Source organism: Paraburkholderia sp. MM6662-R1 (genome assembly GCF_050436245.1).
GTDB classification, from domain to species: Bacteria; Pseudomonadota; Gammaproteobacteria; order Burkholderiales; family Burkholderiaceae; genus Paraburkholderia; species Paraburkholderia tuberum.
On record NZ_JBNDLV010000001.1, the window covers coordinates 374,442 to 397,559 of the forward strand.

Consider the following 23,118-nt stretch of genomic DNA (forward strand, 5'->3'; position numbering starts at 1 on the left):
CCGCGCGGCGCGTTTTTGAAAGGAGCCCCTGCCATGCAGAAACACCTGATCGTGGTCACGCATCCGGTGGAAGACAGCTTCACCATGAGCGTGACGCGCGCCTACCTTGGGGAACTGATCCGCATAGGCCATGACGTGCGCGTTCACGACCTGTACCGGATGGGGTTCGATCCCGTGCTTTCCGCGCAGGAATTGACCGAGGGAAGCGACGCGCGCCTTCGCATGGCCGACGTCTTGATCGCGCAGAAAGACGTGCTCGCGGCGGATGTCATGACTGTCGTCTATCCCCTCTGGTGGATGGCGATGCCTGCGATGATGAAAGGCTACATCGACCGCGTGTTCAGCCGAGGTTTCGCGTATGAGACGCAACCGGGCGGCGTGCACGGCCTGCTGTCCGGACGCCGCGCCGTCGTGGTGACCGTCTCCGCCGCACCGTTGGCCTCTTTTGTGGCGGACGGCCGATGGCAAGCGCTGCAGCTGCTGCAGGATACACACGTTTTCCGCGCATCCGGTTTCGACCTGATCGGGCACCTGCATTTCGACGAAGTCGGTCCGGCCATGCCTCCTGCCATGGCCGCCACTCATTTCGCGCAGGTGCGTGAATTCGTTCGCGGGCATTTCGCTTCGGTGCCGGCGGCGTGAATTACAAATGAAACGAACCCGCGGTGGGGCGCTTCAAGTGTTCACCAGCGCGCCAGATCGACGACGGCACGGCCGCGTTGACCTGCAAGGTTGCCTCGCACGGCGAGCGGCGGCTCGTCTACGGAGCGGCCAAAGCGGCGCCGGGCGTGCGCACGCTCGTCAGTCTGCCGAACGTCGAATGAAACGCCCCACGGGCGCGCTGGGCGCCCGTGCAGCGCAACGCTCACTGGCCACGCGTGGCCGTGATGCAGGGAGCACTGCCATGTATCGCTTCTTTCGCAGATTCGAACGGCTGGCGTTCGGTATCGTGGCGGCGTCGGCCATCGTATGCGAGCTTACCTTTGTCCTTTGCCCTCGACCATCGCAAGCGGCAATGAGAGGGATAACGCAAAGCCCTGCTCAGGGGCAGTCCGAATCCGTAGTTCGCCGCCGAGCGCTACGGCACGCTCGCGCATGCCCAACAAGCCGAACGAATTCCTTGCGGGTCGCCTATCGCTCAAGCACCCTCGACCATTGTCTATGATGCTGACGATACAGTTCGGCCCGTCTCGCACGATTTTGAGCGTCACTTCGGTCGCGCCTGAATGGCGTGCGACGTTGGTCATCGCTTCCTGGACGACTCGGAACACCGCAGACGCGCTCTCGCCATTGAAATCGATGTCGTCCGCGCCGATGTGACGGATGACGCGTACACCATGCCGCGCCGAGAACTGGTCGCTGAACCATTCGATGGCCGGGATCAGGCCGAGATCGTCCAGCATCGCGGGACGCAGGTCCGCGGCAATTCGCCTCACGGACCCAACGAGCTGATCGATCAACGCGTATATGGTGCCCAGATCCGCATCGGCCAATGCCGTCATGGCGGCCTCGGCGCGGTTTTCGATTCTGGCGACCTCAATTTTCAATGCAGCCAGTTGCTGGCCGAGATCGTCGTGCAGCTCGCGCGCGATACGGGTTTTTTCCTCCTCGCGAACGTGCTGGATATTCGCCGAGAGGTGCGTCGCTCAGCGAGCGATGATTGATCCAACCCCGTACGACGCATCCGAGTCCGGCTGAAGCGCAATACAGCGAAACGTTCTGTGCCATCGCGCCCGCCGCGACGGCGGAAAAAATATCGCGCTGCTGAGGCGGCATCGTCAGCAGGCGCGACATGTTGACGACATACACGAGATCGAGCGGTGCGTCGCCGACAAAATCCTGGTATCCCGTCATATTGCGCGCGTCGCTCTCGCGTTTGAGTACGAGCCGATGGTTTGGCGCGTCATAGCGATAGACTCCGTTCGGCAGCACCGCATAAAGGTCGATTTCATTGAAGGCATGGGCCGACGGCGCCGTGCGGCCGCCTGTCGCCGGACGGTTGACGCCGTCCGACGCCCATAGCAGCGCACCAAGCGTCGCGGGCATCAAGGGTGTGTCGGAAAATTCGCGGGTGCTGGCGCGCAGCGCGAGCGCTTTCATCAGCGGCACGCCGCCGGCCATGTCAGGCTTGGGCAGCGTGATCACGGCAGGCGTTTCGCCGCGGGTACGAGAGGGGGCGCGTCCGGGCGCCGGTTCATAGGACAGCAGTTGCATATCGGTCATGATCGACTCCGTTCAAGGTCAGCGCCGGTGCATGCGCAGGTGAACCGCGCACGCGTTTTCACCATAGCCGCGCTGAACGCCTGTGCTTTGATGCGTGTCAACTGAGCCTTCTCGCCGCGCATGAATCGTACGGCGCTCATGGTTGCCCGGTTCTCGTTGATGCAAATCAACCCGCATCGCAGCCGCGTACGTAGTCTCACTGCTGGTATCAGGGATGCCCGACAGTTGTTCAACGTGCGTCCGCGGTGCCCGGCACGCCGACCAGACGCAGTCGCAACCGGTTGAGCGCTGCTGCGCTTCGATGGCGAAGGGACGTGCCCCGCGCCCGCTCTGGCTCGCATGGCGGCTAGCGCCATTGAGCGCGGATTCGGCCATCAGGCGCGGCATTCATACACGATGACCTCGACAAGGATGAGCGAACGTGAGCGTAGACGATCCGACTGAATTCCCCCATGCGCCGCAAGCTATGAAGCGCTCTCCATCTCAGACGACTACCCTGGCCGGTGCCAACCAACTGTCCGGGGCGCGGGACGGCCATGGCGCGCCCGTGCCTGCACTTTCGCGCAACGAACTGGACCTGGCCGCGCACGCGGCGGTCGCGGCGCTGACAGGCGGTTTGTCGCCGGCTTCGATATTCATGGCGGCCCAAGACTGGGCACTGCACATGATGCTCTCGCCCGGTAAGGCACTCGACCTGGTGAACCGGTGCGCGATGGCGTATAGCGAGCTGACAGAACACATACAGGTCGCGCCTACGGCTCATTGGCACGCCGAGCCGGTGAGCGAGGACCCTCGGTTCTCTGCCGATTCATGGTCGCGGTGGCCTTACTGGCTATATCGGGATGCCTTCCTGCAAGTCCAGCAATGGTGGGAAGCGGCGACCACGGCGATACCGGGCGTCGAACGGCATCATGAGGAACTGGTGCGCTTCCTCGTGCGCCAATGGCTGGACGCATGCTCACCCAGCAACTGCATCGCAACCAATCCCGCGATACAGACGGCGGCGTGGCGAAGCGGCGGACTGAATTTCGTGGTGGGCATGCAGCACTGGCTCGAGGACCTGCGCGAGCTTGCCGGCGCGGCGAAAGACGACCTGGCATCCCCTTCGCATGCGTGGCTGCCCGGAAAAGACGTGGCCATTACCCCGGGCAAGGTAGTGTGGCGCAACGCTTTGTGCGAGTTGATTCAGTACGCGCCTGCAACAGCCACCGTGGCGCGCGAACCGCTCCTGATCGTCCCGTCGTGGATCATGAAGTACTACATTCTCGATCTTCAGCCGCACAATTCCCTGATTCACTATCTCGTGGACGCTGGCTACACGGTGCACACAATATCGTGGCGCAACCCGCCCGCAGCGTTTCGTGACGTCGGACTCGACGACTACCTGCGCGACGGTTTGTTTGCCGCGCTGGCTCAGGTCCGTCTACGTCATGCACAGCCGGTGCATGCCGTCGGCTATTGCCTTGGGGGCACGCTCCTCGCGATGGCGGCTGCAGCGCTGTTTCGCGATGGAAGAGGGCACGAACTGAAGACGGTGACGCTCCTTGCGGCGCAAACGGACTTTGCTGAGCCGGGCGAACTGGGCCTGTTCATCGATGCGAGTGAACTTGCCGCGCTCGACGCATTGATGTGGCACCAGGGCTATCTGGACGGACGGCAGATGTCGAGCGCTTTCCAGCTGTTGAATGCGCGCGATCTGATCTGGTCGAGGATGATGAGCGAATACCTGCTCGGACGGCGCTCGAAGCCCAACGACCTGATGGCGTGGAACGCCGACACCACGCGCCTGCCTTATCGCATGCACAGCGAGTACCTCACGCGGTTATTCCTGAACAACGATCTTGCCGAGGGACGCTACTGCGTCGATGGCCGGCCGGTCGCCTTGTCCGACATCGAAGCGCCGACCTTTGTCGTCGGGACGGAGCGGGACCACGTGTCACCCTGGCGCTCGGTCTACATGCTGCATCTGCTGACGCATAATCCGTTGACTTTCCTGCTGACGGCAGGCGGACATAATGCGGGAATCGTGTCCGAGCCCGGCCATGTGGGCCGTTACTACCGATGTGTAACCCGTCCTCGCGGAGCGCCTTACCGCAGCCGCCGCGATTTTCTCGCCCAGACCACACCTGTCGAGGGGTCGTGGTGGCTCTGCTGGAACCAGTGGCTACGCGAGCAGTCGAGCGGGGAGGTGGCTGCCCGTGCAGTCGACGGCGCCCTCTGCGACGCGCCGGGAACCTATGTCTTCGAAAAATAGGTGAAATTCATATGAATGAGGCCGATAGGCTCGCTAATCTGCGGCTTTCATGCGTCTCGATTGCCGTCGGCCGAGATGGGGCGACGCGATGAACGACGAGTTGCGATCAGACGCGTCAGTCCGGGCCGTTCGGCCGCGCCGTCTTGAGCACCATGAACGCCACGATCGCTTCCCCGAAGGTATCGTCGGGACGGCCGACCACTGCGGCCTCGGCCACCGCGACGCACGCTGACGGGCGCACTGCAACATTTCCCCGGCCGGATGTCGCCGCGCCTGCCGTCACGTGGCACTGACCACGCAAAGCAACCGATGCTTGACGCGTATCAATTGCAATAGCGCTATCGGGTCGATGATGGATTCGTCGCGACGGCTCGCAAGCCGACACGCGCTCAGACATCGCGTGCGTCAACTGACGGAGGAAGGACATCATGGTCCGCGCAGAACCGAGAATCATCGTCGCCGCAGTGGCCATTTTCACAGCGTTGGCCGGGATTGGAGGAGGGCATGCCGGACTACGTCCTCGACGCGGTACGCAGCACCGACGGCGTCAAATACGCGGTGCCGCTGTATTCGGGCGGCGCGCTGGTCAAGCTGCGCGACGGCACTTATCAGGCCGTCACGGTGATCGGACTCGACGACGCCAGCCTGTTCGGCTGGCCGATCATGAAGCAGGGCAAGATCGAAGACATCTATGCCGAGAACGGCTTCATCGCGATCGACGATCGCCGAGTTAGTGAAGCTGAAGAACCCCACGCTCGGCACGGATTTCGAGCTGAACGATCATCGCGGCGTGGTGGTCGGCATCGCGACTGTCGCGAGCAGCGGCCTGTTCGGCACACCCACGCTCTACACCACTTACAAGCGTGCTATCACCTACATCCCCACGACCCGCTACACCACCTCGTACAGCCTCGTCGAGCCGAAGTCGCCAGCCGATATCGCGCATATCAAGCAAGTGGTGAAATCGCTCGGCTACGTCGCATACACGAAAGCCGAGTTCATGGCGCGCATCGCGTGGCTACAGGGCGTGGCGCAACGGCTGCAGGATACGGTCGCGTTATATGCGGCGCTGGGTGGGGGATGGGAGAGCGGGCAATGACCGGGCAAGTTTTCGAGTGAGAGTTCGCGGGCATGGCGCCGGGAGGGCGATGCGTGGAGGGCGCGGGATCGAGGCCCGCGCAGCGTGCGCCTCAGACGTTGCTCGCCTTAGGTGCGGAAGCCGTCGACGCCGGCGCGTCACCCGGCTGGTCCCGCTCGCAACGTTCGAGCCGCAACGCGCCCCAGCCGAGCGGAGCAAACACGCGGCCGCCAGCAAGCTCGACCTGCTCGACAAACGATTCGAGCGTCACGCCAGCCATGATGTGAATCGGCGCGTTGCTGATGAGATCCTGCGTGCGCAGCCACGGAGCGTCGCCCCGATTGATCTCGATGACGCTGCGCGTCTTGCCGTCGTAGCCCGCATCGGGCGGATACAAGGGACCGTCGAAGGCGACCGTCAGAATCTGCTGCGGCATGTCAGCGTAGGGGACGCCGGCATGTTGTTCATACGGCACCTGTTCCCAGCCGTCGCCCCATTGCTGATCGAGTGGCACACGCGTGAAATAGGCCCACGGGGCGCGCACGAAACAGAGTCCATACGCGTGCCGTACGCCGTCCAGATCCGCGGTCAATCCCATGAGCGCACCTCGTTGTCGTGACGGTTCAAATAAGGTTCAGGCAGTGTCGTCATCCGCGAAAATGCCATTTTCAGGCTCCGCGCCCTCGTGGTCGACACATTGAATGTGCCAGTGGCCGCTCATCAGCGTCCTGCCTGCATTGGCGCACCATTGCGCACGCCCGGCCTCACCTTCGAACGGGCCGCCGGACACGTTCAGATCAAGCCCCTCAAGCACACAGCAGGGCACCGAATCGTGCGGGCCGCACACGAGTGTATTGCCGCAGTCGACTTGCAGCGTGCCCCATTCGGGCAGTTCGAGGCCCAGGTGCCCCTCGCGCGACCATTGACGCGTTTCGTTGTCGAGCCACAGGATGGCGAATGCCATCCGATTGACACGGTCGAATGTGTCGAGGTGGATGGTCAGGCGCATGATTTTCTCCATCTGTACCAAGTGCGTCCGCAGTAAGCGGCTAGTCGGTTCGTTGCTGTTCATTGACTCAGGACCCACTGGATCAGCGTGTGGGCGCCTTCGGGCGTAAGCGGTCCACCGCGATCTGGCGGCAGCGGCATGGCCATGTCGCCCCAATGCGCCTTGCCGCCGACCCGCAGTTTGTGTTCGAGCATCACCTGCGCATTCGGCTCGTTGCGATAACGTTCCGCGATCTGCTGGAACGAAGGGGCGAGAAACGGCGCGTCGCGGGTATGGCAGAACATGCAATGCTGTTGATCGACGAGGGCGGTCGGCTCGGACTGCGCGAACGCCGCGCCGCTTGCTGTCAGCAGGAGCCCGACTACATGCGCGGCCAGGTACGGCGGAAACATGGCTTTCACGAGACGCACTCCACCAAAGGTTGCAGGCTCAGTCTACGTTTGACGACGCGGTTGCAATTGACTCACGTCAAGCCGACGTTTGCCCGCGCTCCATCGAGCGTTTCCGTGAGTCATCGGGCGTCGCCGGCGCCAGCGGATAAATCAAAGTGGCCCACCGTTTGAGCGAGCACCGGAACGCTGTCGCGCGGCAGGCGCATTTCGATACTCAGCGCACTGCGGTTGAGCCAGCCGCGCGCCGTGACAGCGAGTCCTGCGGCCGCGCAGAAGAGATAGACGTTCTGCACGATCGCGCCGGCGCTCGCCGACGCAAAAGGTTTGCGCTGCGACGGTGCGATGTCGTGCATGCGTGCAAGATCGGCGACGTACACCAGAATCGTGTCGTCCAGCAAGTCGGCAGCGAAGCGGCGCGTTAGATGTTTCATGAACACGTCGTCCTCGTGCAAGCCGGAACCGCAAACGGCACCCCGTCATCGTGTACCACCGCGGCATTTAATGATTGACTCAAATCAACCGGCTTTCGCGAACATGGGGCTGTTCGAGGCCTGCCGTCAGGTGATGTCACCCGCTTGATCCGAGTCAGCCAGGATCGCCACCAAAAAATTGGCGACGTTTCAAGCGGGTCTATTCTGAACACATCGGAGCGCCGAGCGTGGCCGCACTCTGGTTATCCGCGCCGCTTCCGTCGGCTTTGTTCAAGCCACGTACTTTCACTCTCACAGGTACCGGCCATGCATATCCATTTCCCGCAGGAACGTCCCGAGTACTGCGCGCGCGATCTCGTCGTCGCCTTTCCGGCGGAGGTCGACGGTGAGCGCGTGCAGTGCGCCATTACCGCGGAGGCGCTGGAAGACCACTTCGGCGCGCCGTCGTTGCGTGAAGACGATCTGATCGAAGCGTTCGATACACACCGGCTGCCCATCGAGGCCGCCGCGCGAAATTTGCTGAAAGAAGTGGGCGCGAAGCCGGTCATGATGCACAGCGGCTACTTTCGCTTCCGCGATTGAAGCCGCGCGGCCGGGTCGCTGATCGGCCCTTTGACTGCGCCGCTCTACGACACCACTTCGGCAAGTGGGCGCCGCGACGAATGCCGCACGGCGCCGCCACGGCCAACCCCGATCAGCAGTTGCGGGACGGCGTCCAGATTGAGCGCGGCGCGCAGGCGCTCGCGCAGCGAAGCCACTTCGATCGGTTGATTCAGGTAGGAAGCCGTCATGCCTTCGGAGGCGGCGGTGAGCAGCACCCGTTCGAGCGCCTGCCCGGCCGCGAGCCATGCGGCCGCGTCAGCCGTGCCGGTGCCGATGCACAGCAGCAATGGGCGAGCCGGCGACGAGTGTCTGATGCGCTGAGGCGGGCTTGACTCCGATCAAACGGCGGCGAGCGCGCGCGGCTACACGCGGGCGAGACCTTCCCTGTCGAGAATCCTGATCTGCTTGCCGTGGGTGTCGAGCAGGCCGTCCCTCTGAAACTTCGATAGCATGCGGCTGACGGTTTCGAGTTTCATCCCGAGGTAGCTGCCGATCTCTTCCCGCGTCATGCGCAGATGAAATTCCGCCTGCGAATAACCGCGCGACTTGAGCTTGCCCGACAGGTTCAGCAGGAACGTCGCGACCCGCTGGTCCGCGGACATCGTGCCGAGCAGCATCATCAGCGTCGCCTCGCGCACGATCTCGCCGCCCATCAGCCTGTGCACATGCTGCTGCAATGCCTTGACGTCGCGGCACATGGCTTCGAGCAAATGGAACGGGATGATGCAGACCTTGCTGTCCTCGATGGCGAGCCCATCGCAGCTATGCTTGCCTGAACCGATGCCGTCGAGACCCAGCACATCGCCCGCAAGATGAAACCCGGTGACCTGTTCACGGCCGTCGCGATGCATCACGACGGTCTTGAACGAGCCCGCGCGAACTGCGTAGATGCTCTGGAACGAATCGCCTGCGCGAAACAGGGATTCGCCATTTTTGATCGTGCGCGAAGGGCAGATCAGCGCGTCGACCCGTTCGGTCTCTGTCGCCGTCAGACCTTCCGGCAAGCAGGAAGCACGCATCGCGCAACTCGGGCAGTTGGCGCCGCCGTGCTTCGGCCGGGCCGGTGCGAATCCGGGATCTTTCAGCGCGTGCAGCGGAATCTGCGCGATGGTCCGGGTCTGGGAATATTCGGCAACGTCAGACATGATGGGCTCCGAGATGGTAGAGACCGCGCGCGCAATGCTCGTGGGCAATTCGCTCGATGGTGTTGCATGCAAGATCGAATTCACTGGTCTTGTCGAAGAAGTACTGCGCGCCGTTGGCGACGCACGCCTGCCTGAACCACGTGCCCGAATGATTCGTGAGTACGATCGTGATCACGGTGGACATGCTCTGCGCGAGGTTGCGCAGCAGGTCGATGCCGCTGCCGCCGCTCAGATGTAAATCCATCACCACGACGTCGGCTGCTGTCGCGCCGATGCCGTCCAGTGCCGCACCGGGTTCCTCCGCTTCACCGACGATCTCGACGCCTTCGATCGCACCGAAACGCGCGGCGATCCGTTTCCTGATCGAAATCGCGTCGTCCACGAGGAACACGCGTACGGCCGGGTGTGACGGGCTTGTGTTCATGGCTCGAAGTATCGGCCGCGTCATCTCAAAATAAAATCAGCGGGGAACGAGCTTCGGGTAGGCGAGCGGGAAGTGTTGTAGGAAATTTCCTACACACACTCTGTGACGGCAAAGCAGCCGCGCGAGGAGCCACGGATGTGACGGGGGTCACGACGGAGCGGACCCAGTGACAGCGGCGCCGTGACGGCGCTAGATTTCGTCGTCTTCCCCGAGCAGCTTGTGGCGCAGCGCGTAGCGCACCAGCGCGGCTTCGTGCGGCATCTGCATTTTCTCGAGAATGCGGGTTTTATAGGTGCTTACCGTCTTGCTGCTGACACATAATTCGGTGGCAATTTCCGTGAGGGTTTGTCCTGCGGCGATGCGCCGGAAAACGTCGAATTCGCGATCCGACAGGCGCTGGTGGGGCAGTGTGTCAGCGGGCTCGTTCAGGCTTTGCGCGAAGCGCTCGGCCATCGCGAGACTGACATAGATGCCGCCGGAGGCGACCTTGCTCACCGCCGAGGCCAGTTCCGCGCTCGCGCTCTCCTTGGTGAGATAGCCCGATGCACCGGCTTTGAAAGCACGCACGGCGTACTGTTGCTCCGCATGCATGGTGAGTACGAGAATGCGCAGCGCCGGCATCTCGTCCTTGATCTGCTTGATCAACTCGACGCCGTTGCGCCCCGGCATCGACAGATCCAGCACCAGCACATCGGCCGGGTGCGAGCGAACCAGAGCAATCGTACTGACGCTGTCGCTGGCTTCTCCGGCCACTTCGAAGCCGTTTGTGTTTTGCAAAATATGTCGCAGGCCATCGCGCACGAGCGCGTGATCGTCGGCTATCAGCACGCGAATCATGTTAGCGTCTCCTGCTGTTGCACGGCCGCGGCCGGGAACGTGACGGTCAGTGAAAAGCCCTTGCCGCTGGACGTCTGTATTTCGACGGTGCCGCCTAGCATATGCGCACGTTCGCGGATCCCGAGCAGCCCGAACGATTTTTCGGCGCGCGCGTCCGAACGGCCCACACCATGACCGTTGTCCGCCACTCGCACAATGCAGGCGTCCTCTTCGCGGCGCACCGTCAGCGTGACGAGCGTGGCTTGCGCGTGGCGGGTGACGTTGGTGAGCGCCTCCTGCACGATGCGGAATAGTGTGGTTGCGCCTGCCGGCGTAAAGGGTGTGTCGCCGACTTCGATGTCACGTTTCACCTCGATGCCGTAGCGGTTCGTAAAGTCGTTGGCGAGCCATTCGATGGCCGGGATCAGGCCGAGATCGTCGAGCATGACCGGGCGCAGGTCGGCCGCGATCCGGCGCACCGACGCGACCGTCGCGTCGATCAGCCGTCGCATGTCGCTGAGTTGCCGCAGAATCCCGGACTCGGCGGTGGCTTCGAGCGCCTGTTCGACCGATGAAAGGTCCATTTTCAGTGCGGTCAACTGCTGGCCGAGGTCGTCGTGCAATTCGCGGGCAATACGGGTTTTTTCGTCCTCGCGAACCATCTGCAGATTGGCCGACAGTTCGCGCAATTCCTCGCGCGATTTGCGCTGCGCGTTCTCCGCTTTGACCCGTTCCGTGATGTCGCGCAGCATGACTGTGTACAGCTTGCTGTCACCGTCGGCCACCTGGGAAATCGACGCTTCGATCGGAAATTCTTCGCCGTTGCTGCGCAGCCCGAATAGCACGCGCTGCTGTTTGCCCATCTGGCGGTCGGCCACGCCCGTGACGCCGAACTGGTCGACATGCCGCTCGTGCGCCGCGCGAAAACGTTCCGGAATGAAGCGCGACAGCGAAGCGCCGAGCGCGTCCGCCGCGCTGCAGCCGAATACCTGTTCGGCCATCGGGTTGAAGATGACAATCTTCTGTCGTTCATCGACGGTGATGATGCCTTCCATCGACGAGCGGATGATCGCCATCATGCGTGCCTCGTTGACGCTCGACTGGCTTCGCGCCTCGCTAGTCAAGGTCGAGACGCCGCGTGCGCGGGCAAGCAGAAAGGCCACGACGGCGAACAGACAGGCAGCGGCGATGCATGCCGTCAGCAAGCTGGTTTCCCGGAGCGGGGCTTCGCGCAGCGACCATTGCGCCAGCCAGCGCCAGATGCCGAGCGCCAGTGTGAGCCCGACCACGAAGGCGAGCGCGCCGACGAGCACAGGGTGTCGTACATAGGTCGCGACTCGCGACCGCGAGGACGGCCCGGGCGCGAAGGGCGTTTTGTCGCGAAGGGGCATGCGCGCCTCGATGGATAACGGATAACTCACGACGCCGGCCGACGGCAGCCTTTGCGATGGGCGACAGACCATGCTGCGCTGTTTATTTTGCGCGATTCGCACGGATCATGCCAGTAGCTGCAGGCGATGACGCGAAGCGCAGTGCCTGAAAGAGGGTGGTCGAAGCCAGACGCCCGGCGCTTGATCCGCATCACGCGTATTTCGGGTTTGAAACCGCAGAATCCGTTTCGAATCAGTGCGACATCAGCACCGGCACGGTCATCGACTGCAGCATGGTTCGCGTAACGCCGCCGAGCAACCTTTCCTGAACGCGCGCATGCCCGTACGCGCCCATCACCAGTAGATCGATATGACGGTCGGCAAGCATGTTCAACAGCAGCGCGCCGGTCGATACACCGTCCACTCCGGGCGTCCCGGCGAATCCCGCCTCGATGCCGTGCCGCGCGAGCCAGGCGGCGACGTCGATGCCGGCCGGTTCACCGCTCTGCGAATGGCGCTGCACCGTCATCACGGTGACGAATTTCGCTTTCTTTAGCACCGGCAGTGCATCGGCCACGGATCGCGCGCTTTCGCGGCTGCCGTCCCACGCAATCAACACGTTTTGCCCGAACGACCGGACGGCTCCGGCGTAAGGCAGTACGATGGCCGGGCGGCCCGCACTCATGACCACGTCCTCCACAAAATGGCGGGCGATATAGGACGAAGGCTCCTTCGGATCGGACTGACCGAGAATCAGAAGGTCCGCGTGGCGAGCGTGCAAAGCCGCTGTTTCGACCGCATCACCGGCTGGCGCGCGCCATTCAACGCTCAGGCCGGCGCGCTCGCCGGCCGCCAGGAAGCGTGCGTGGGCGTCCTTCAGATTGGCGTCGCGTTGCGCTTCCTGCGCAGCCACCCAGGCGCCTTCTCCATCCAAAAAGATCGGTCGCGCGAGTTCCTGGCACACCACGTACAAGCCGATCAGATGCGCTTCGTACCGGCGGGCCAGGTCGAGCGCGAATTCGGTGCGCGCGGCGCTATACGGACTGTCGTCCAGATGCACGAGCAGGGTTTTGCAGTTCATGATTGCTCCTTGGCAGCTTCGGCCGTTGGCGATTGTTCGCCTGTAGCCGGGTTCATGCAGTGCGCGGAGATCAGAAGCACCGGGCACTGCGCGATGCGCAGAAAGCGTTCGGCGACGCTGCCGAGCACCATCCGCCGGAAACCTCGGCGCCCATGGGTGCCTATCACCACCACGTCGGCCTTGAACTCGGCAGCGGCGCGCTGGATGCATTGCGCGACGTCGTCGGCGACCGGATCCGCCTCGACGATGCGCGGTGAGCCCGCCACGCCGGCGCGGCGCATGCGCGCGGCGGCGGCGTCGGTCACATGCGCGCCTTCTTCGAGAAGCGCGTCGCGGACATAAGAGGGATCGTAAGAGGGCACGTCATACGTCATGAGCGGGACGTTCACGACATACAACGGCTGCAATTGCGCGCCGGCTTCGTGTGCAAGTTGCAAGGCGGCGTCGAGCGCATGACTCGACGTTTCACTGCCGTCGACCGCAACCAGAATCTGCTTGTACATGGCGAACTCCCCTTAAGGAGGCGGCTTAGGGCCGCGCCTGCAGAGCGCCTGCGATTGTCAGTGCGACATCAGCACCGGCACGGTCATCGACTGCAGCACCGTGCGGGTTGCGCCGCCCATCACCAGTTCTTGCCAGCGGGCATGGCCGTAGGCTCCCATCACGAGGAGGTCCGCACCGAGCCCGGCTGCTTCCGATAACAGGGTGTCGCCAACCGACGCGGCCGGACCGGCTTCGACGTCCTTGACTTCGACCTTGATGCCGTGCCGCGCAATCACCGCTGCGATGTCGGCGCCCGGAAGACGGGAGCCCGTTTCCCTGCGAGCGCCGTTGACCGCGACGATCGTGGTGAGCCGCGCTGTGCGCATGAACGGCAGCGCGTCATGCACGGCACGGGTGGCTTCGCGGCTGCCGTCCCAGCCGACCATCACATGGCCGCCGGGGGAAGTGACGCTGCTGGCGTTCGGCACCAGCAGCACCGGCCGGCCCGCGGACATGACCAGGTTTTCGGGGAAATAGTTGCCGACGTACGACTCCGGATCATCCGGATCGTCCTGGCCGGCGATGATCAGATCCGCGCAGCGTCCCCGGTGCGGCACCGCGAGACTGGCTGACTGATCGACGGCGACCCACTCGCCCGCCACCCCGGCCCGGCTCAGCTCCGCATGGAAGAGGCGTTCGAGCGCGCCGCGCCGCTCGGCGCGCAGCTGCTCATGCGTCGCGTAGTAGCTGGCGGTGCCGGCCATCACGTACAGCGAGCGCGGATCGGGACTGAACAGGGCGAATACGCCGGTCAGATGGGCACCGAAGTGCTTCGCGAGGCGCAGCGCGATTTCGAGCCGCGGATGCGCGCGCCGGCTCGTATCCAGATGAACGACGATGGTTTTGTAGCTCATTGCGAAGCTCCCGGAAAGTGAATGGGCGGCGCCCGACCATGTGAACTGAGTCTATGAGCCGATGGCGCTGCGGCGTTGATTCAGATCAACCGTGCGACTGGTGGGGCGGGGACAGTGGAACCTGAAGACGACGGGGCGCGCCGGTCCGCAAACGCCCCGTTCACGGGCGCCCTGAGCCTGCCAGCGCACGTTCCGCCGTCAGCTTGGCGAGTGCGGCGGATGCGAGCCTTACGCGCACGCTGTCGGCACGGCTCGTGAGGATGATCGGCAGCCGCGCGCCGAGCACGAGACCAGCCGCGTCGGCGCCGGCGAAGTACATGAGCTGTTTGGCGAGCAGGTTGCCGGCTTCCAGATCTGGCGCCAGCAGGATGTCCGCCTGACCGGCCACGGGCGAATCGATCTGCTTGATTTTCGCGGCCGCCAGGCTGATTGCATTGTCGAAGGCGAGCGGGCCGTCCACTAGCGCGCCCGTGATCTGACCGCGCGCGGCCATGACGGTCAGCGCGGCAGCGTCGAGCGTGGTCGGCATGCGCGAGTTGACCGTTTCGATCGCGCCGAGGACCGCGACCCGCGGGAGTTCGATGCCCAGCACGTGCAACAGGTCGATGGCGTTCTGGCAGATATCGCGCTTATGGTCGAGCGATGGCGTGATATTGACCACGGCGTCGGTGACCACCAGCGGCTTCGAATAGGCCGGCACGTCCATCGCATAGACATGGCTGATGCGCCGCGAAGTGCGTAAGCCGGATGTCCGTGCGACGACCGCGCCGAGCAGTTCGTCCGTGTGCAGACTGCCTTTCATCAACGCGGCGACCCGGCCGGTCGCGCCCATTTCCACGGCACGCGCAGCCGCCGCATGACTGTGCTCGACCGCTTCGATCGGCACACCCGCGAGGCTGAGATTGGCGGCCTCGGCAGCGGCGCGGATTTTGGCTTCGGGGCCGATCAGCACCGGTTCGATCAGGCCTTCGTCGCGGGCTTCGATCGCTGCCAGGATGGCTTCTTCCGAGCAGGGATGAACGATCGCCGTGCGCAATGCGGGACGCACGCGAGCCTGCCGCATAAACGCGTCGTAGCGGTCGTGACGTCGCAAGGCGACCTCGGCATTCGCTGTGCATGGCCACACTACCGGCATCGACGGTGCAACGACCGTTGCCGTGCCGAGCAGCACGCTGTCGCCTCTCTGGTTCGTGCAACAGATGTCGAGCAGGACGATGCGTCCGTCACTGCGCTTTTCCTTCACCTTGACCATCGCGGTGATGGTGTCCCCCGCTGAGACAGGATGACGGAACTGCAGGGTCTGGCCGAGGCAGATCGTGCCGGGGCCGGGCAGCCGCTTGCCGAGCAGCGCGGAAATCAGCGCGGCGGTCCACATGCCGTGTACGACTCCATGGCCGGACAGCGCGCCCGCGGCGATCGCCGCATCTTCATGCGCGGGATCGAGATCGCCCGATACGGCCGCAAACAGATCGATATCGTTCTGCAGGGCCACGCGTACGAGCGACGCCGACTCGCCGATTTCGATTTCGCCGAAAGTGCGGTTGCGCAAAAGGTTGTCGTTCACGATGGCTCCGACACGACACGATGCCGTGTGAGTTTCAGGTACGTCGATTAAGTCATGCCGAGGCTCCGGTGAGTTGATCTGCATCATCTGTTTCGGAGACGCGGCTGCTGGCGTCCTGCATTCCGTCAGACCGGCGCACGCTGACCGACGGTATCGCACAGCGCTTCGGCGAAGCGTTTGAACGCATGCAGCGAGCCCCCGATGCTCTGGTATTTTTCGCGGCCGATCTGTCCGTCGAGCGTAATCAGCAGCCCCGACTCGCGCGCGAGCGCGAGGATGGCATCGAATTCAGGGATCGCGTTGCGCGCGTCCTGTGATGGTTCCGCCGATGTCGCGGCGCGGGCGAAAAAGGCTGTGTCCGACATGGCCGGTCTCCTTACGGGTCTACCTCGGCACGCGCACCGGGCGCATCGCGAGGGCAATCGATTCGGGCTGTCACGGATCCAGTATGGGTCGGCACCCGGCCGGTACAAATCAGGTGGCACCGAGCTTCAGGTAGGACGTTCTGCATGCTTGTCAGGTTTTTCCTACGCAACGATGCGCCGTCATGACGGCCAGGTTCGTCGCTTGATATGGATCATGAGAATTCGCTCAACCGCGCCTATGCTCGTGGCATGCGCTGCGAATCCAGCATGCGAATGCACAACCGCATCGCACGTTCACTGTGACCGTGTCGCGGCGTGCTTTTTCCTGCTTTTTCTCTTACCCGGGAATAAACATCAGCAGCGCGGCCACGCCCATCACCAAGGTGGCGATCGCGCCGAGCACGATCAGCGGTTTGCTGGCCGTGAACGCGCCCATCACCGATTTCCTCGACACGAGGATCATCAAGACTACCAACAACGGCACCGCCACCACGCCGTTGATGACCGCGCTCCAGAACAGCGCCTTCATCGGGCTGATCGGCGAATACTGGATCACGAGCGCGGCCAGCACGCTGACGGCGATGATCGCGTAGAAACCGCGTGCGTCGCGCACCTTGCGCTCGAGCCCCTCATGCCAGCCCATCGCTTCGGATAGCGCATACGCGCCTGAACCCGCCAGCACCGGCACGCCGATCAGACCGACGCCGAGGATGCCCGCCGCGAACAGGAGGTAAGCGAAGTCGCCGGCGAGCGGTCGCAACGCGCTCGCGGCCTGTGCCGCCGTGGTGATATCGGTCACGCCGGCCTCGTGCAGCGTCACGGCGGTCGCCAGCATGATAAAAAAGGCGGTGAGGTCGGAATAGAACATGCCGGACCATGTGTCCCAGCGAATCCGTTGCAGCTCGCGGGGCGCCGCGCCGGCATCCATGATGAGCGCGGCATCACCGCGATGGGCGTGCAGGTCTTCTACTTCTTCGGAAGCCTGCCAGAAAAAGAGGTACGGGCTGATGGTGGTGCCGAACACGCCGACGACCATCGCCGCCGCGTTGCCGTTCAGCGTCAGATGCGGCCACAGCATGCGCCAGCCCACTTCGCGCCAGGGCACCTGAACGGTCAACAGCACGACGGCATAGGCGAGCAGCGAGACCGTCAGCCACTTCAGAAAGAACACGTACCGATGGTACGGCACGAAAACCTGCAGCAGCAGCGTGCCGAACACGAAGCAGGCCGTCATCAGGTGCCGGTCGACGCCGCTCACCAGTTCCGCCACTTCGCCCATCGCGGCAACATCGGCGGCGATGTTCAGCACGTTCGCGACCAGCAGCAACGACACGACGCCCATCAGCACGACAGGTGGGAACGCGCTCTTGATGTTGGCGGCGAGCCCTTTGCCGGTCACCCGGCCGAGGTTCGCGCACATCGACTGAACCGCGGCCATCAACGGAAAGGCGAGCGGCATCGTCCATAGCATGTTCAGGCCGAACTGCGCGCCAGCCTGCGAATAAGTGGCGATGCCGCTCGGATCGTCATCGGCGACGCCCGTGATGAGGCCCGGACCGACATGGGCCAGCGGATGCTCCTTCAGACGCGCGAGCAGCGTCCGCAGGCTTTTGGTATGCCGCAAACTGTCGACTTCCACCCGATCACCTCGCTAATGGTCCCGCAGCGTCGCGAATGCCTTGTAGACGATCCGCGGGTCATGCTGCCCCTTGTAGACAGCCGGTGCGGCCCGATCGAGCCCGAGCAGTGCATACACCGCGTTCTGCGCCGAGCGCACCGAGTATTCGACGGTGAACACGACGTCGTCGGGCAACTCGCAGAACTGCCCGATGAAGGCGAGATTGCGCCATTCGTCAGGTACCACGGCAGGCCGGTCGCCGCGACGGCGCGGCAGGAACTGGCTCGTGATGAACGGCATCATGCAGGGAATGCAAACCGCGTGCTCGAGGATTCGGGCCGACTCCGACTGCATCTTCAGATGACCCACGATCTCCGTCAGGATCTCGCGACCGGTGCAGGCCTGCATCGGCTTGTCGACGAAATCGCCTGGCTGATCGACTCGCAAGCCGTACCCCCAGAACACCTGCACGTCCGCCGGCTGACCGATGAAATGCGGCTGATGCGGCAGCACGATAGACACGAGCCAGTTCGACTCCGGAAAAGTAATCAGGCCGCCTTCGCCGGGCACATTGCCGGTCAGATCGCGGATCAGCCGGAACAGCGTCGGGTCGCGCAGCGTCACCGTGAAGGAGAGCCACTTCGACGCGTCGACATGATCGGCGAAGATGGACGGATGACCGAATTCCGGCCGGCCCGCGGCGATGTTTTTCCACAGGCTCCAGGCCCCCGTTGCGTCGACCGTATCCAGCGGCGCGGGACGGTCCATGCCGCCCAGGCTGGAGGCGGCCGTCATCGAGCCGAGCGTGACGATCACCTTGTCGGCGGGATCGACCGGCAGATCGAAGCGCCCGTGCGCCGTTTCGCCCACTATTGCGCTGACCCGGTTCAGTGGGCCCGTTTCGTCGAAGCGAAGCTCGGTGACCCGGGTGTCCTGCCGGAATGCCACGCCGTGGTCGTCGAGCCAGCGGCGCAGCGGCCGGATCATCGAATCGTACTGGTTATAGACCGTGCGCATGATGCTGTGCAACTGATTGAAACCGGTGGACATATGCGCGAAACGCAGCAGATAGCGGCGGAATTCGACCGCGCTATGCCACGGCTGGAATGCGAACGTCGTGCACCACATGAGCCAGAAATTGGTTTCGAAGAAGGAGGTGTCGAAGTGATCGGCAATCCGGCTAGCGCCGAGCATCGCTTCCGGTTCGATCGACAGGCGGCCGAGCGTCACCAGATGCTTTTCATCGAGCCCGTAGGCCGGCGCGTCTTCGCGTTTGCCCGCGCGCACGAGCCGCGCTCGCGACGAGGTTCGCATGGTTTCGTTCCAGTCGAAGATTTCCTGCGTCACGCTTTTAGTGCCGTCCAGTGTGGGGATCGACGAGAAGAGGTCATACGTGCACAGATACTTGCTTTCGAGCATGCGCCCGCCGCGCGCGACATAGCCGCTTTCGGGATTGCCCGCACCATCCAGGCTGCCGCCCAGCTTGTCGAGCGCTTCGAAAATGGTGATGTCGCAGCCGCGCACGTGGCCGTCGCGGATCAGGAAGGCAGCGGCCGCCAACGAGGCGATGCCGCCGCCGACAAGATAGAACTTGCCGTTCTCTGCGGCATGGCCGTCACGGTCGACGTCGGCGCGCGGCGCATGTGCGTGAATCGGATCAGAGTTTTGCACGTTGTTTTCCCTTTCGAGGTTCGCTGCAATCGAACTGCAGCCGGACCGCCCTGCCGCGCAGAGCGGGCGTTGTTCCAACATACGCGAGGCTCGGGTGATCCGATTGAGTTGGATCAAGCAACGATCGCGGCGGCGCGCTCGGGCGGGCGTCGAACTCAGGTTGATTCGCAAAGGCGACGCGGGCGGCGCTGCGACCACCGCGGCGTTGATCGCGGCCATCGCCCGGCGCATCGGTGCGAATGCCAGCAGTGGTCCCCACAGCGGCAGCGCCGCGCCGACCAGCAAAAACGATGGTCCGATCAGGAAAGGCCGGCATCCCCTCGATGTCTTGACGCAAGTCAAGTGGCTCAAACCGTCCCAGCCGATGATCCAATCATCCCGCCGGTTGCGTCTCGTCAACTCGCCCCCGCCACTGCGGCGGGTGAATTCGCTAAGGAACCTGCGCGAAAACGCTGGACGCCTGGGAGAGGGCACATGGGAGTCGGCATGCAAATCGTCTATCTCGGCTTTGCCGGGACGTCGCAAATCGAAGCTGAGGCGGCTTCGCAACTGGTGCGCCTGGAGCGGTTCAGCAGATCCATCGCGGGTTGTGATCTGGTGATCGAATCGGTCCATGCCGCGCTTCCTGACCATCGGGCCAACGTGCAGCCAGGCGATGCGCGCGGTCGGCTGTTCGAGGCCCGGCTCGACCTGATCATGCGCAGCGGCGAACTCGTCCCGATCAAACGTTGTGTCGACGCCAACGCGCAAGCAGCGATCCAGGCGGCATTCAATTCCGCCGAGGAGCAACTGGCGTGCAATCCGGTGCGTAGCCGGTCCTGATCATCGCAACGAGTCGTGCGACGGCAGCGCTTTTTAATGCCCTACGAGGAGCAAGTCATGTACCAAAACATTCTGGTTGCCGTGGATGGCAGCGAGGCGTCGAAACGCGCGGTTAGTGAGGCTACCCGCATGGCCAAGCTGGCGCATGCGAAGCTGACCGCAGTGTATGCGATCGACCAGTCGGCGGCCTTTACTTACGCGGGCGCGTGCGACCCGCATCTGTTGACCGATGCCGAGCGCCAGGTCGGACGAAGCCTGCTGGACGACGCACTCGCGAAAATGGAAGTCCTCGACGTGGCCGGCGATTCTGAAATCATCGAAACCCAGGGCATCGCCGAAGACATCGCGAGTTGCATCGCACGCTGTGTCGAGCGGCGCGGCGCGGATCTGGTGGTGATGGGTACGCATGGCCGGCGCGGCATGCGGCGCATGGTGCTCGGCAGCGTCGCCGAGCGTTTCGTGCGGCATTCGCCGTGCCCCGTGCTGCTGGTTCGGGAAAGCGCCGCCGACGCCCGAGCATCGTCCTGACTATCAGACGATGCTGCGCGACTACATGGCGGCTACCACGAATCTCTGGCAACAGGGGCTCGTTTCGGCGCCCCGGCACCAAACCGCTTGCGCTTTGCGCAATCAGGAGAACAGCATGTCAACTAAGCGCATTGCCTTCATCACTGGCGGTATGGGCGGACTGGGCGCCGCCATTAGCCGACGCCTTCACGATGCCGGCATGGTGGTCGCCATGTCGCATTCGGAACGCAACGATCACGTCGCCACCTGGCTGGTGCGCGAGCGCGACGCCGGCCGCCGTTTTCATGCCTACGAAGCCGACGTGACCCGTTTCGATTCGTGCGCGCATTGCGCGGAACGCGTGCTCGACGAATTCGGCGCGGTCGACGTTCTCGTCAACAATGCCGGCATCACGCGCGATTCGAGCTTTGCGAAAATGAACAAGGACGACTGGGATGCGGTACTACGCACCGATCTCGACTCGCTGTTCAATATGACCAAGCCCTTGCTCGGCGGGATGGTCGCGCAACGCTTCGGGCGCATCGTGAATATCGGCTCGGTGAACGGCGCGCGCGGCGCCTTCGGCCAGACCAACTACGCGGCGGCGAAAGCGGGGATTCATGGCTTCACGATGTCGCTGGCGCTGGAGGTTGCGAAACATGGCGTGACGGTCAACACCGTCTCGCCCGGTTACCTCGCGACCGCGATGACCGCGGCCGTGCCGAAGGATGTGATGGAGACGAAGATCTTGCCGCAGATTCCGGTTGGCCGCCTCGGGCAACCCGACGAAGTGGCCGCGCTAGTGGCGTTCCTCTGTTCGGACGACGCAGGTTTCGTCACCGGCGCGAACTTCGCCATCAACGGTGGGATGCATATGGGCTGAAGCGGCGCGGCGAACGTTTCGAGCGGGCGGCGACCGACGACTATCGCTTGATACATGTCAATCCATGTGGCGCGAGACGGCCTAAAGTCGGTCGTATGGCAGGCCAGTTTCCCTCAACGGAGTTAGCACATACGGGCGGCCGGGTTCTGGGCAACAAGATTGATGGCACCCAGGCCGAGTACGTGCGCATTGCGCACGCCGAGACGAGCCGCGCGTTGCGCGGACGCATGCGCACCCGCGCCGTTAACCCAGCCCCCTATCCATGACCGTAATGGATGATTCAAGGAGTGACACGATGAGCAACTTGACCCGTTTTGACCCGTTTGCAATCGAACCGATGTCGGATCTCTTTCAGGGCCTGTTCCGCCCACTGCGCGGTGGCGCGGGCGGGGAGGCGCCGCTTGCCGATATCAAGCTCGATGTGACGGAGAGCGATACCCAGTACACCGTGAAAGCCGAACTGCCCGGCGTCGAGAAAGACGATATCGACGTGAAGATCGACAGCAATCTCGTATCGATCAGCGCCAAGGTCGAGCGTAAGCAGGAGCTGAAGGAGGGCGAACGCGTGGTTCGTCGCGAACGCTATTCGGGCGCCGTCAGCCGTTCGTTCTCGCTGCAAAGCGAGATCGATGAAGCCACTGCAACGGCGCAGTACAAGGACGGCGTGCTGTCGCTGACGCTGCCCAAGAAAGCGGCCTCCGCGCGCAAACGCCTGCCGATCAGCTGACTGGCGCGGCGCCCGGCGCGCCGCTGTACGCCCCGGCACAGCGGCAACCCTTGCATGCCAACAAGGAGCAGGCAATGAAGTCAGACATTGAATTACAGCAGCAGGTCGAAGAAGAGCTGGCTTGGGATCCGGCCGTCAGCGTCACGGACATCGGCGTCGAAGTATGCGACCGTGTCGTCACGCTGTCCGGCCACCCGGTCAGCTACGCGGAAAAAGTCGCGGCGGAAAAGGCGGCGCAACGTGTCGCGGGCGTGAAGGCCGTCGTCGTGGAAATGGATGTTCGCCTGCTGCATACGGATGTGCGCACCGACGAAGACATCGCCAAAGCCGTTCGCACGATCCTGCGCTGGACCGTCGGGCTGAGCGAAGAGTCGGTCAAGGTGCAGGTCGAAAAGGGCTGGGTGACACTAAGCGGCGAAGTCGACAATGCCTATCAGAGTCATGTCGCGACCCGCACCATTTCGCATATGCGTGGCGTGACGGGCGTATCGAACGTGATCCGTATCGTTAGCGACGCGGCCGCGCAGGATATCGGCGTGCAAATCAGCCAGGCCCTGCAGCGTCACACGGACCGTGAAGCGAAGCATATCGCGATCAAGGCACACGAAGGCACCGTGACGTTGACGGGCAAGCTCGATTCGGCGGCGGCGCGCTCGGCTGTGCGCGGGGCCGCGTGGTCGGCACCGGGCGTGCATGCGGTCATCGACAATCTGACCGTGGGCTAGCTTGCGGCGTGGC

25 protein-coding genes and 5 pseudogenes are annotated in these 23,118 nt (G+C 63.6%); 10 read left to right on the forward strand and 20 right to left on the reverse strand.

The window, feature by feature from the left end; translation table 11 throughout:
- Window positions 1–33: 33 nt before the first annotated feature.
- Entirely contained in the window at window positions 34–642 is a 609-nt protein-coding gene (locus tag OKW39_RS01680; protein ID WP_429561906.1) for an NAD(P)H-dependent oxidoreductase, read from the forward strand.
- A 23-nt stretch (window positions 643–665) separates the two neighbouring features.
- Complete coding sequence (locus OKW39_RS01685; protein ID WP_429336532.1) at window positions 666–824, forward strand: hypothetical protein; 159 nt, start codon at window positions 666–668, stop codon at window positions 822–824.
- 153 nt (window positions 825–977) lie between these two features.
- Here the strand turns inward: OKW39_RS01685 and OKW39_RS01690 are convergent.
- Both OKW39_RS01690 and OKW39_RS01695 read right to left on the reverse strand, forming a co-directional pair.
- Window positions 978–1,637 (reverse strand): annotated as a pseudogene (locus OKW39_RS01690) (sensor histidine kinase); the annotation flags it as partial.
- Window positions 1,537–2,223 carry a SagB/ThcOx family dehydrogenase gene (locus OKW39_RS01695; protein ID WP_429561907.1) on the reverse strand — a complete coding sequence of 229 codons (687 nt, stop codon included), beginning with the start codon at window positions 2,221–2,223 and terminating at the stop codon, window positions 1,537–1,539. The gene OKW39_RS01695 and the pseudogene OKW39_RS01690, both read right to left, overlap by 101 nt.
- A 466-nt stretch (window positions 2,224–2,689) precedes the next feature.
- Here OKW39_RS01695 and OKW39_RS01700 point away from each other — a divergent pair, with 466 nt between their 5' ends.
- On the forward strand, window positions 2,690–4,477 hold the full coding sequence (locus tag OKW39_RS01700) for a PHA/PHB synthase family protein (protein ID WP_429563438.1): 1,788 nt from the start codon (window positions 2,690–2,692) through the stop codon (window positions 4,475–4,477).
- A gap of 118 nt (window positions 4,478–4,595) precedes the next feature.
- Here OKW39_RS01700 and OKW39_RS01705 read toward each other — a convergent pair.
- Window positions 4,596–4,709, reverse strand: a pseudogene (locus OKW39_RS01705) (AMP-binding enzyme); the annotation flags it as partial.
- Between the two features lie 269 nt (window positions 4,710–4,978).
- Between OKW39_RS01705 and OKW39_RS01710 the strand changes: the two are divergent.
- Window positions 4,979–5,492 (forward strand): annotated as a pseudogene (locus tag OKW39_RS01710) (ABC transporter permease); the annotation flags it as partial.
- A 175-nt stretch (window positions 5,493–5,667) separates the two neighbouring features.
- Here the strand turns inward: OKW39_RS01710 and OKW39_RS01715 are convergent.
- From OKW39_RS01715 to OKW39_RS01730, 4 genes and pseudogenes are all read right to left on the reverse strand, one after another.
- Complete coding sequence (locus OKW39_RS01715) at window positions 5,668–6,153, reverse strand: hypothetical protein (protein ID WP_244144785.1); 486 nt, start codon at window positions 6,151–6,153, stop codon at window positions 5,668–5,670.
- Window positions 6,154–6,189: 36 nt separating this feature from the next.
- Complete coding sequence (locus tag OKW39_RS01720; RefSeq protein ID WP_090805779.1) at window positions 6,190–6,564, reverse strand: DUF3564 domain-containing protein; 375 nt, start codon at window positions 6,562–6,564, stop codon at window positions 6,190–6,192.
- A gap of 59 nt (window positions 6,565–6,623) precedes the next feature.
- Window positions 6,624–6,956: a c-type cytochrome gene (locus OKW39_RS01725; RefSeq protein WP_429563439.1), complete on the reverse strand. Its 333-nt coding sequence runs from the start codon at window positions 6,954–6,956 to the stop codon at window positions 6,624–6,626.
- A gap of 119 nt (window positions 6,957–7,075) precedes the next feature.
- Window positions 7,076–7,336: pseudogene (locus tag OKW39_RS01730) on the reverse strand (nitroreductase family protein); the annotation flags it as partial.
- 357 nt (window positions 7,337–7,693) lie between these two features.
- On the opposite strand from OKW39_RS01730, the gene OKW39_RS01735 reads away from it, so the two are divergent.
- Complete coding sequence (locus tag OKW39_RS01735) at window positions 7,694–7,969, forward strand: DUF1488 domain-containing protein (RefSeq protein WP_090804945.1); 276 nt, start codon at window positions 7,694–7,696, stop codon at window positions 7,967–7,969.
- Window positions 7,970–8,013: 44 nt separating this feature from the next.
- Here OKW39_RS01735 and OKW39_RS01740 read toward each other — a convergent pair.
- The 13 genes and pseudogenes from OKW39_RS01740 to OKW39_RS01800 form a co-directional block, all read right to left on the reverse strand.
- Window positions 8,014–8,314, reverse strand: a pseudogene (locus OKW39_RS01740) (nitroreductase family protein); the annotation flags it as partial.
- Window positions 8,315–8,352: 38 nt separating this feature from the next.
- Window positions 8,353–9,135: a helix-turn-helix domain-containing protein gene (locus OKW39_RS01745; protein ID WP_429361166.1), complete on the reverse strand. Its 783-nt coding sequence runs from the start codon at window positions 9,133–9,135 to the stop codon at window positions 8,353–8,355.
- Window positions 9,128–9,559 (reverse strand): response regulator, encoded by a 432-nt coding sequence (locus OKW39_RS01750; protein ID WP_429361167.1) that lies wholly within the window; start codon window positions 9,557–9,559, stop codon window positions 9,128–9,130. Before OKW39_RS01750 ends, OKW39_RS01745 begins: the two co-directional genes overlap by 8 nt.
- Window positions 9,560–9,748: 189 nt before the next feature.
- Window positions 9,749–10,396, reverse strand: a complete 648-nt coding sequence (locus OKW39_RS01755; protein ID WP_429561908.1) for a response regulator — start codon at window positions 10,394–10,396, stop codon at window positions 9,749–9,751.
- Window positions 10,393–11,766, reverse strand: coding sequence for a PAS domain-containing sensor histidine kinase (locus OKW39_RS01760; protein ID WP_429561909.1), 1,374 nt, complete (start codon window positions 11,764–11,766; stop codon window positions 10,393–10,395). The genes OKW39_RS01755 and OKW39_RS01760 overlap by 4 nt, the downstream gene beginning before the upstream one ends.
- 232 nt (window positions 11,767–11,998) lie before the next feature.
- Window positions 11,999–12,826 (reverse strand): universal stress protein, encoded by an 828-nt coding sequence (locus tag OKW39_RS01765; RefSeq protein WP_429361171.1) that lies wholly within the window; start codon window positions 12,824–12,826, stop codon window positions 11,999–12,001.
- Window positions 12,823–13,329, reverse strand: coding sequence for a universal stress protein (locus OKW39_RS01770; protein ID WP_429561910.1), 507 nt, complete (start codon window positions 13,327–13,329; stop codon window positions 12,823–12,825). The genes OKW39_RS01765 and OKW39_RS01770 overlap by 4 nt, the downstream gene beginning before the upstream one ends.
- Window positions 13,330–13,386: 57 nt before the next feature.
- Window positions 13,387–14,223, reverse strand: coding sequence for a universal stress protein (locus OKW39_RS01775; RefSeq protein WP_429561911.1), 837 nt, complete (start codon window positions 14,221–14,223; stop codon window positions 13,387–13,389).
- A 160-nt stretch (window positions 14,224–14,383) separates the two neighbouring features.
- Window positions 14,384–15,787, reverse strand: a complete 1,404-nt coding sequence (locus tag OKW39_RS01780) for a bifunctional enoyl-CoA hydratase/phosphate acetyltransferase (RefSeq protein WP_429561912.1) — start codon at window positions 15,785–15,787, stop codon at window positions 14,384–14,386.
- A gap of 125 nt (window positions 15,788–15,912) precedes the next feature.
- The gene (locus tag OKW39_RS01785; RefSeq protein ID WP_090804932.1) at window positions 15,913–16,152 is read right to left on the reverse strand and encodes a hypothetical protein; all 240 of its coding nucleotides are present in this window, start codon (window positions 16,150–16,152) and stop codon (window positions 15,913–15,915) included.
- A 337-nt stretch (window positions 16,153–16,489) separates the two neighbouring features.
- Window positions 16,490–17,791, reverse strand: a complete 1,302-nt coding sequence (locus OKW39_RS01790) for an NRAMP family divalent metal transporter (RefSeq protein ID WP_429561913.1) — start codon at window positions 17,789–17,791, stop codon at window positions 16,490–16,492.
- A 12-nt stretch (window positions 17,792–17,803) separates the two neighbouring features.
- Window positions 17,804–19,441 (reverse strand): oleate hydratase, encoded by a 1,638-nt coding sequence (locus OKW39_RS01795; protein WP_429561914.1) that lies wholly within the window; start codon window positions 19,439–19,441, stop codon window positions 17,804–17,806.
- Complete coding sequence (locus OKW39_RS01800; protein WP_429561915.1) at window positions 19,428–19,778, reverse strand: hypothetical protein; 351 nt, start codon at window positions 19,776–19,778, stop codon at window positions 19,428–19,430. Before OKW39_RS01800 ends, OKW39_RS01795 begins: the two co-directional genes overlap by 14 nt.
- A gap of 5 nt (window positions 19,779–19,783) precedes the next feature.
- Between OKW39_RS01800 and OKW39_RS01805 the strand changes: the two genes are divergently transcribed.
- The 5 genes from OKW39_RS01805 to OKW39_RS01825 all read left to right on the forward strand — a co-directional run bounded on the left by OKW39_RS01805 (window position 19,784) and on the right by OKW39_RS01825 (window position 23,105).
- Window positions 19,784–20,263, forward strand: a complete 480-nt coding sequence (locus OKW39_RS01805; RefSeq protein ID WP_429561916.1) for a hypothetical protein — start codon at window positions 19,784–19,786, stop codon at window positions 20,261–20,263.
- 57 nt (window positions 20,264–20,320) lie between these two features.
- A complete protein-coding gene (locus tag OKW39_RS01810; protein ID WP_429561917.1) occupies window positions 20,321–20,791 on the forward strand; it encodes a universal stress protein in 471 nt (156 codons plus the stop codon).
- Between the two features lie 115 nt (window positions 20,792–20,906).
- On the forward strand, window positions 20,907–21,653 hold the full coding sequence (locus OKW39_RS01815) for a beta-ketoacyl-ACP reductase (RefSeq protein ID WP_429561918.1): 747 nt from the start codon (window positions 20,907–20,909) through the stop codon (window positions 21,651–21,653).
- A 295-nt stretch (window positions 21,654–21,948) separates the two neighbouring features.
- Window positions 21,949–22,380: an Hsp20/alpha crystallin family protein gene (locus OKW39_RS01820; RefSeq protein ID WP_429561919.1), complete on the forward strand. Its 432-nt coding sequence runs from the start codon at window positions 21,949–21,951 to the stop codon at window positions 22,378–22,380.
- 74 nt (window positions 22,381–22,454) lie between these two features.
- Complete coding sequence (locus OKW39_RS01825; RefSeq protein WP_429561920.1) at window positions 22,455–23,105, forward strand: BON domain-containing protein; 651 nt, start codon at window positions 22,455–22,457, stop codon at window positions 23,103–23,105.
- Window positions 23,106–23,118 lie beyond the last annotated feature (13 nt).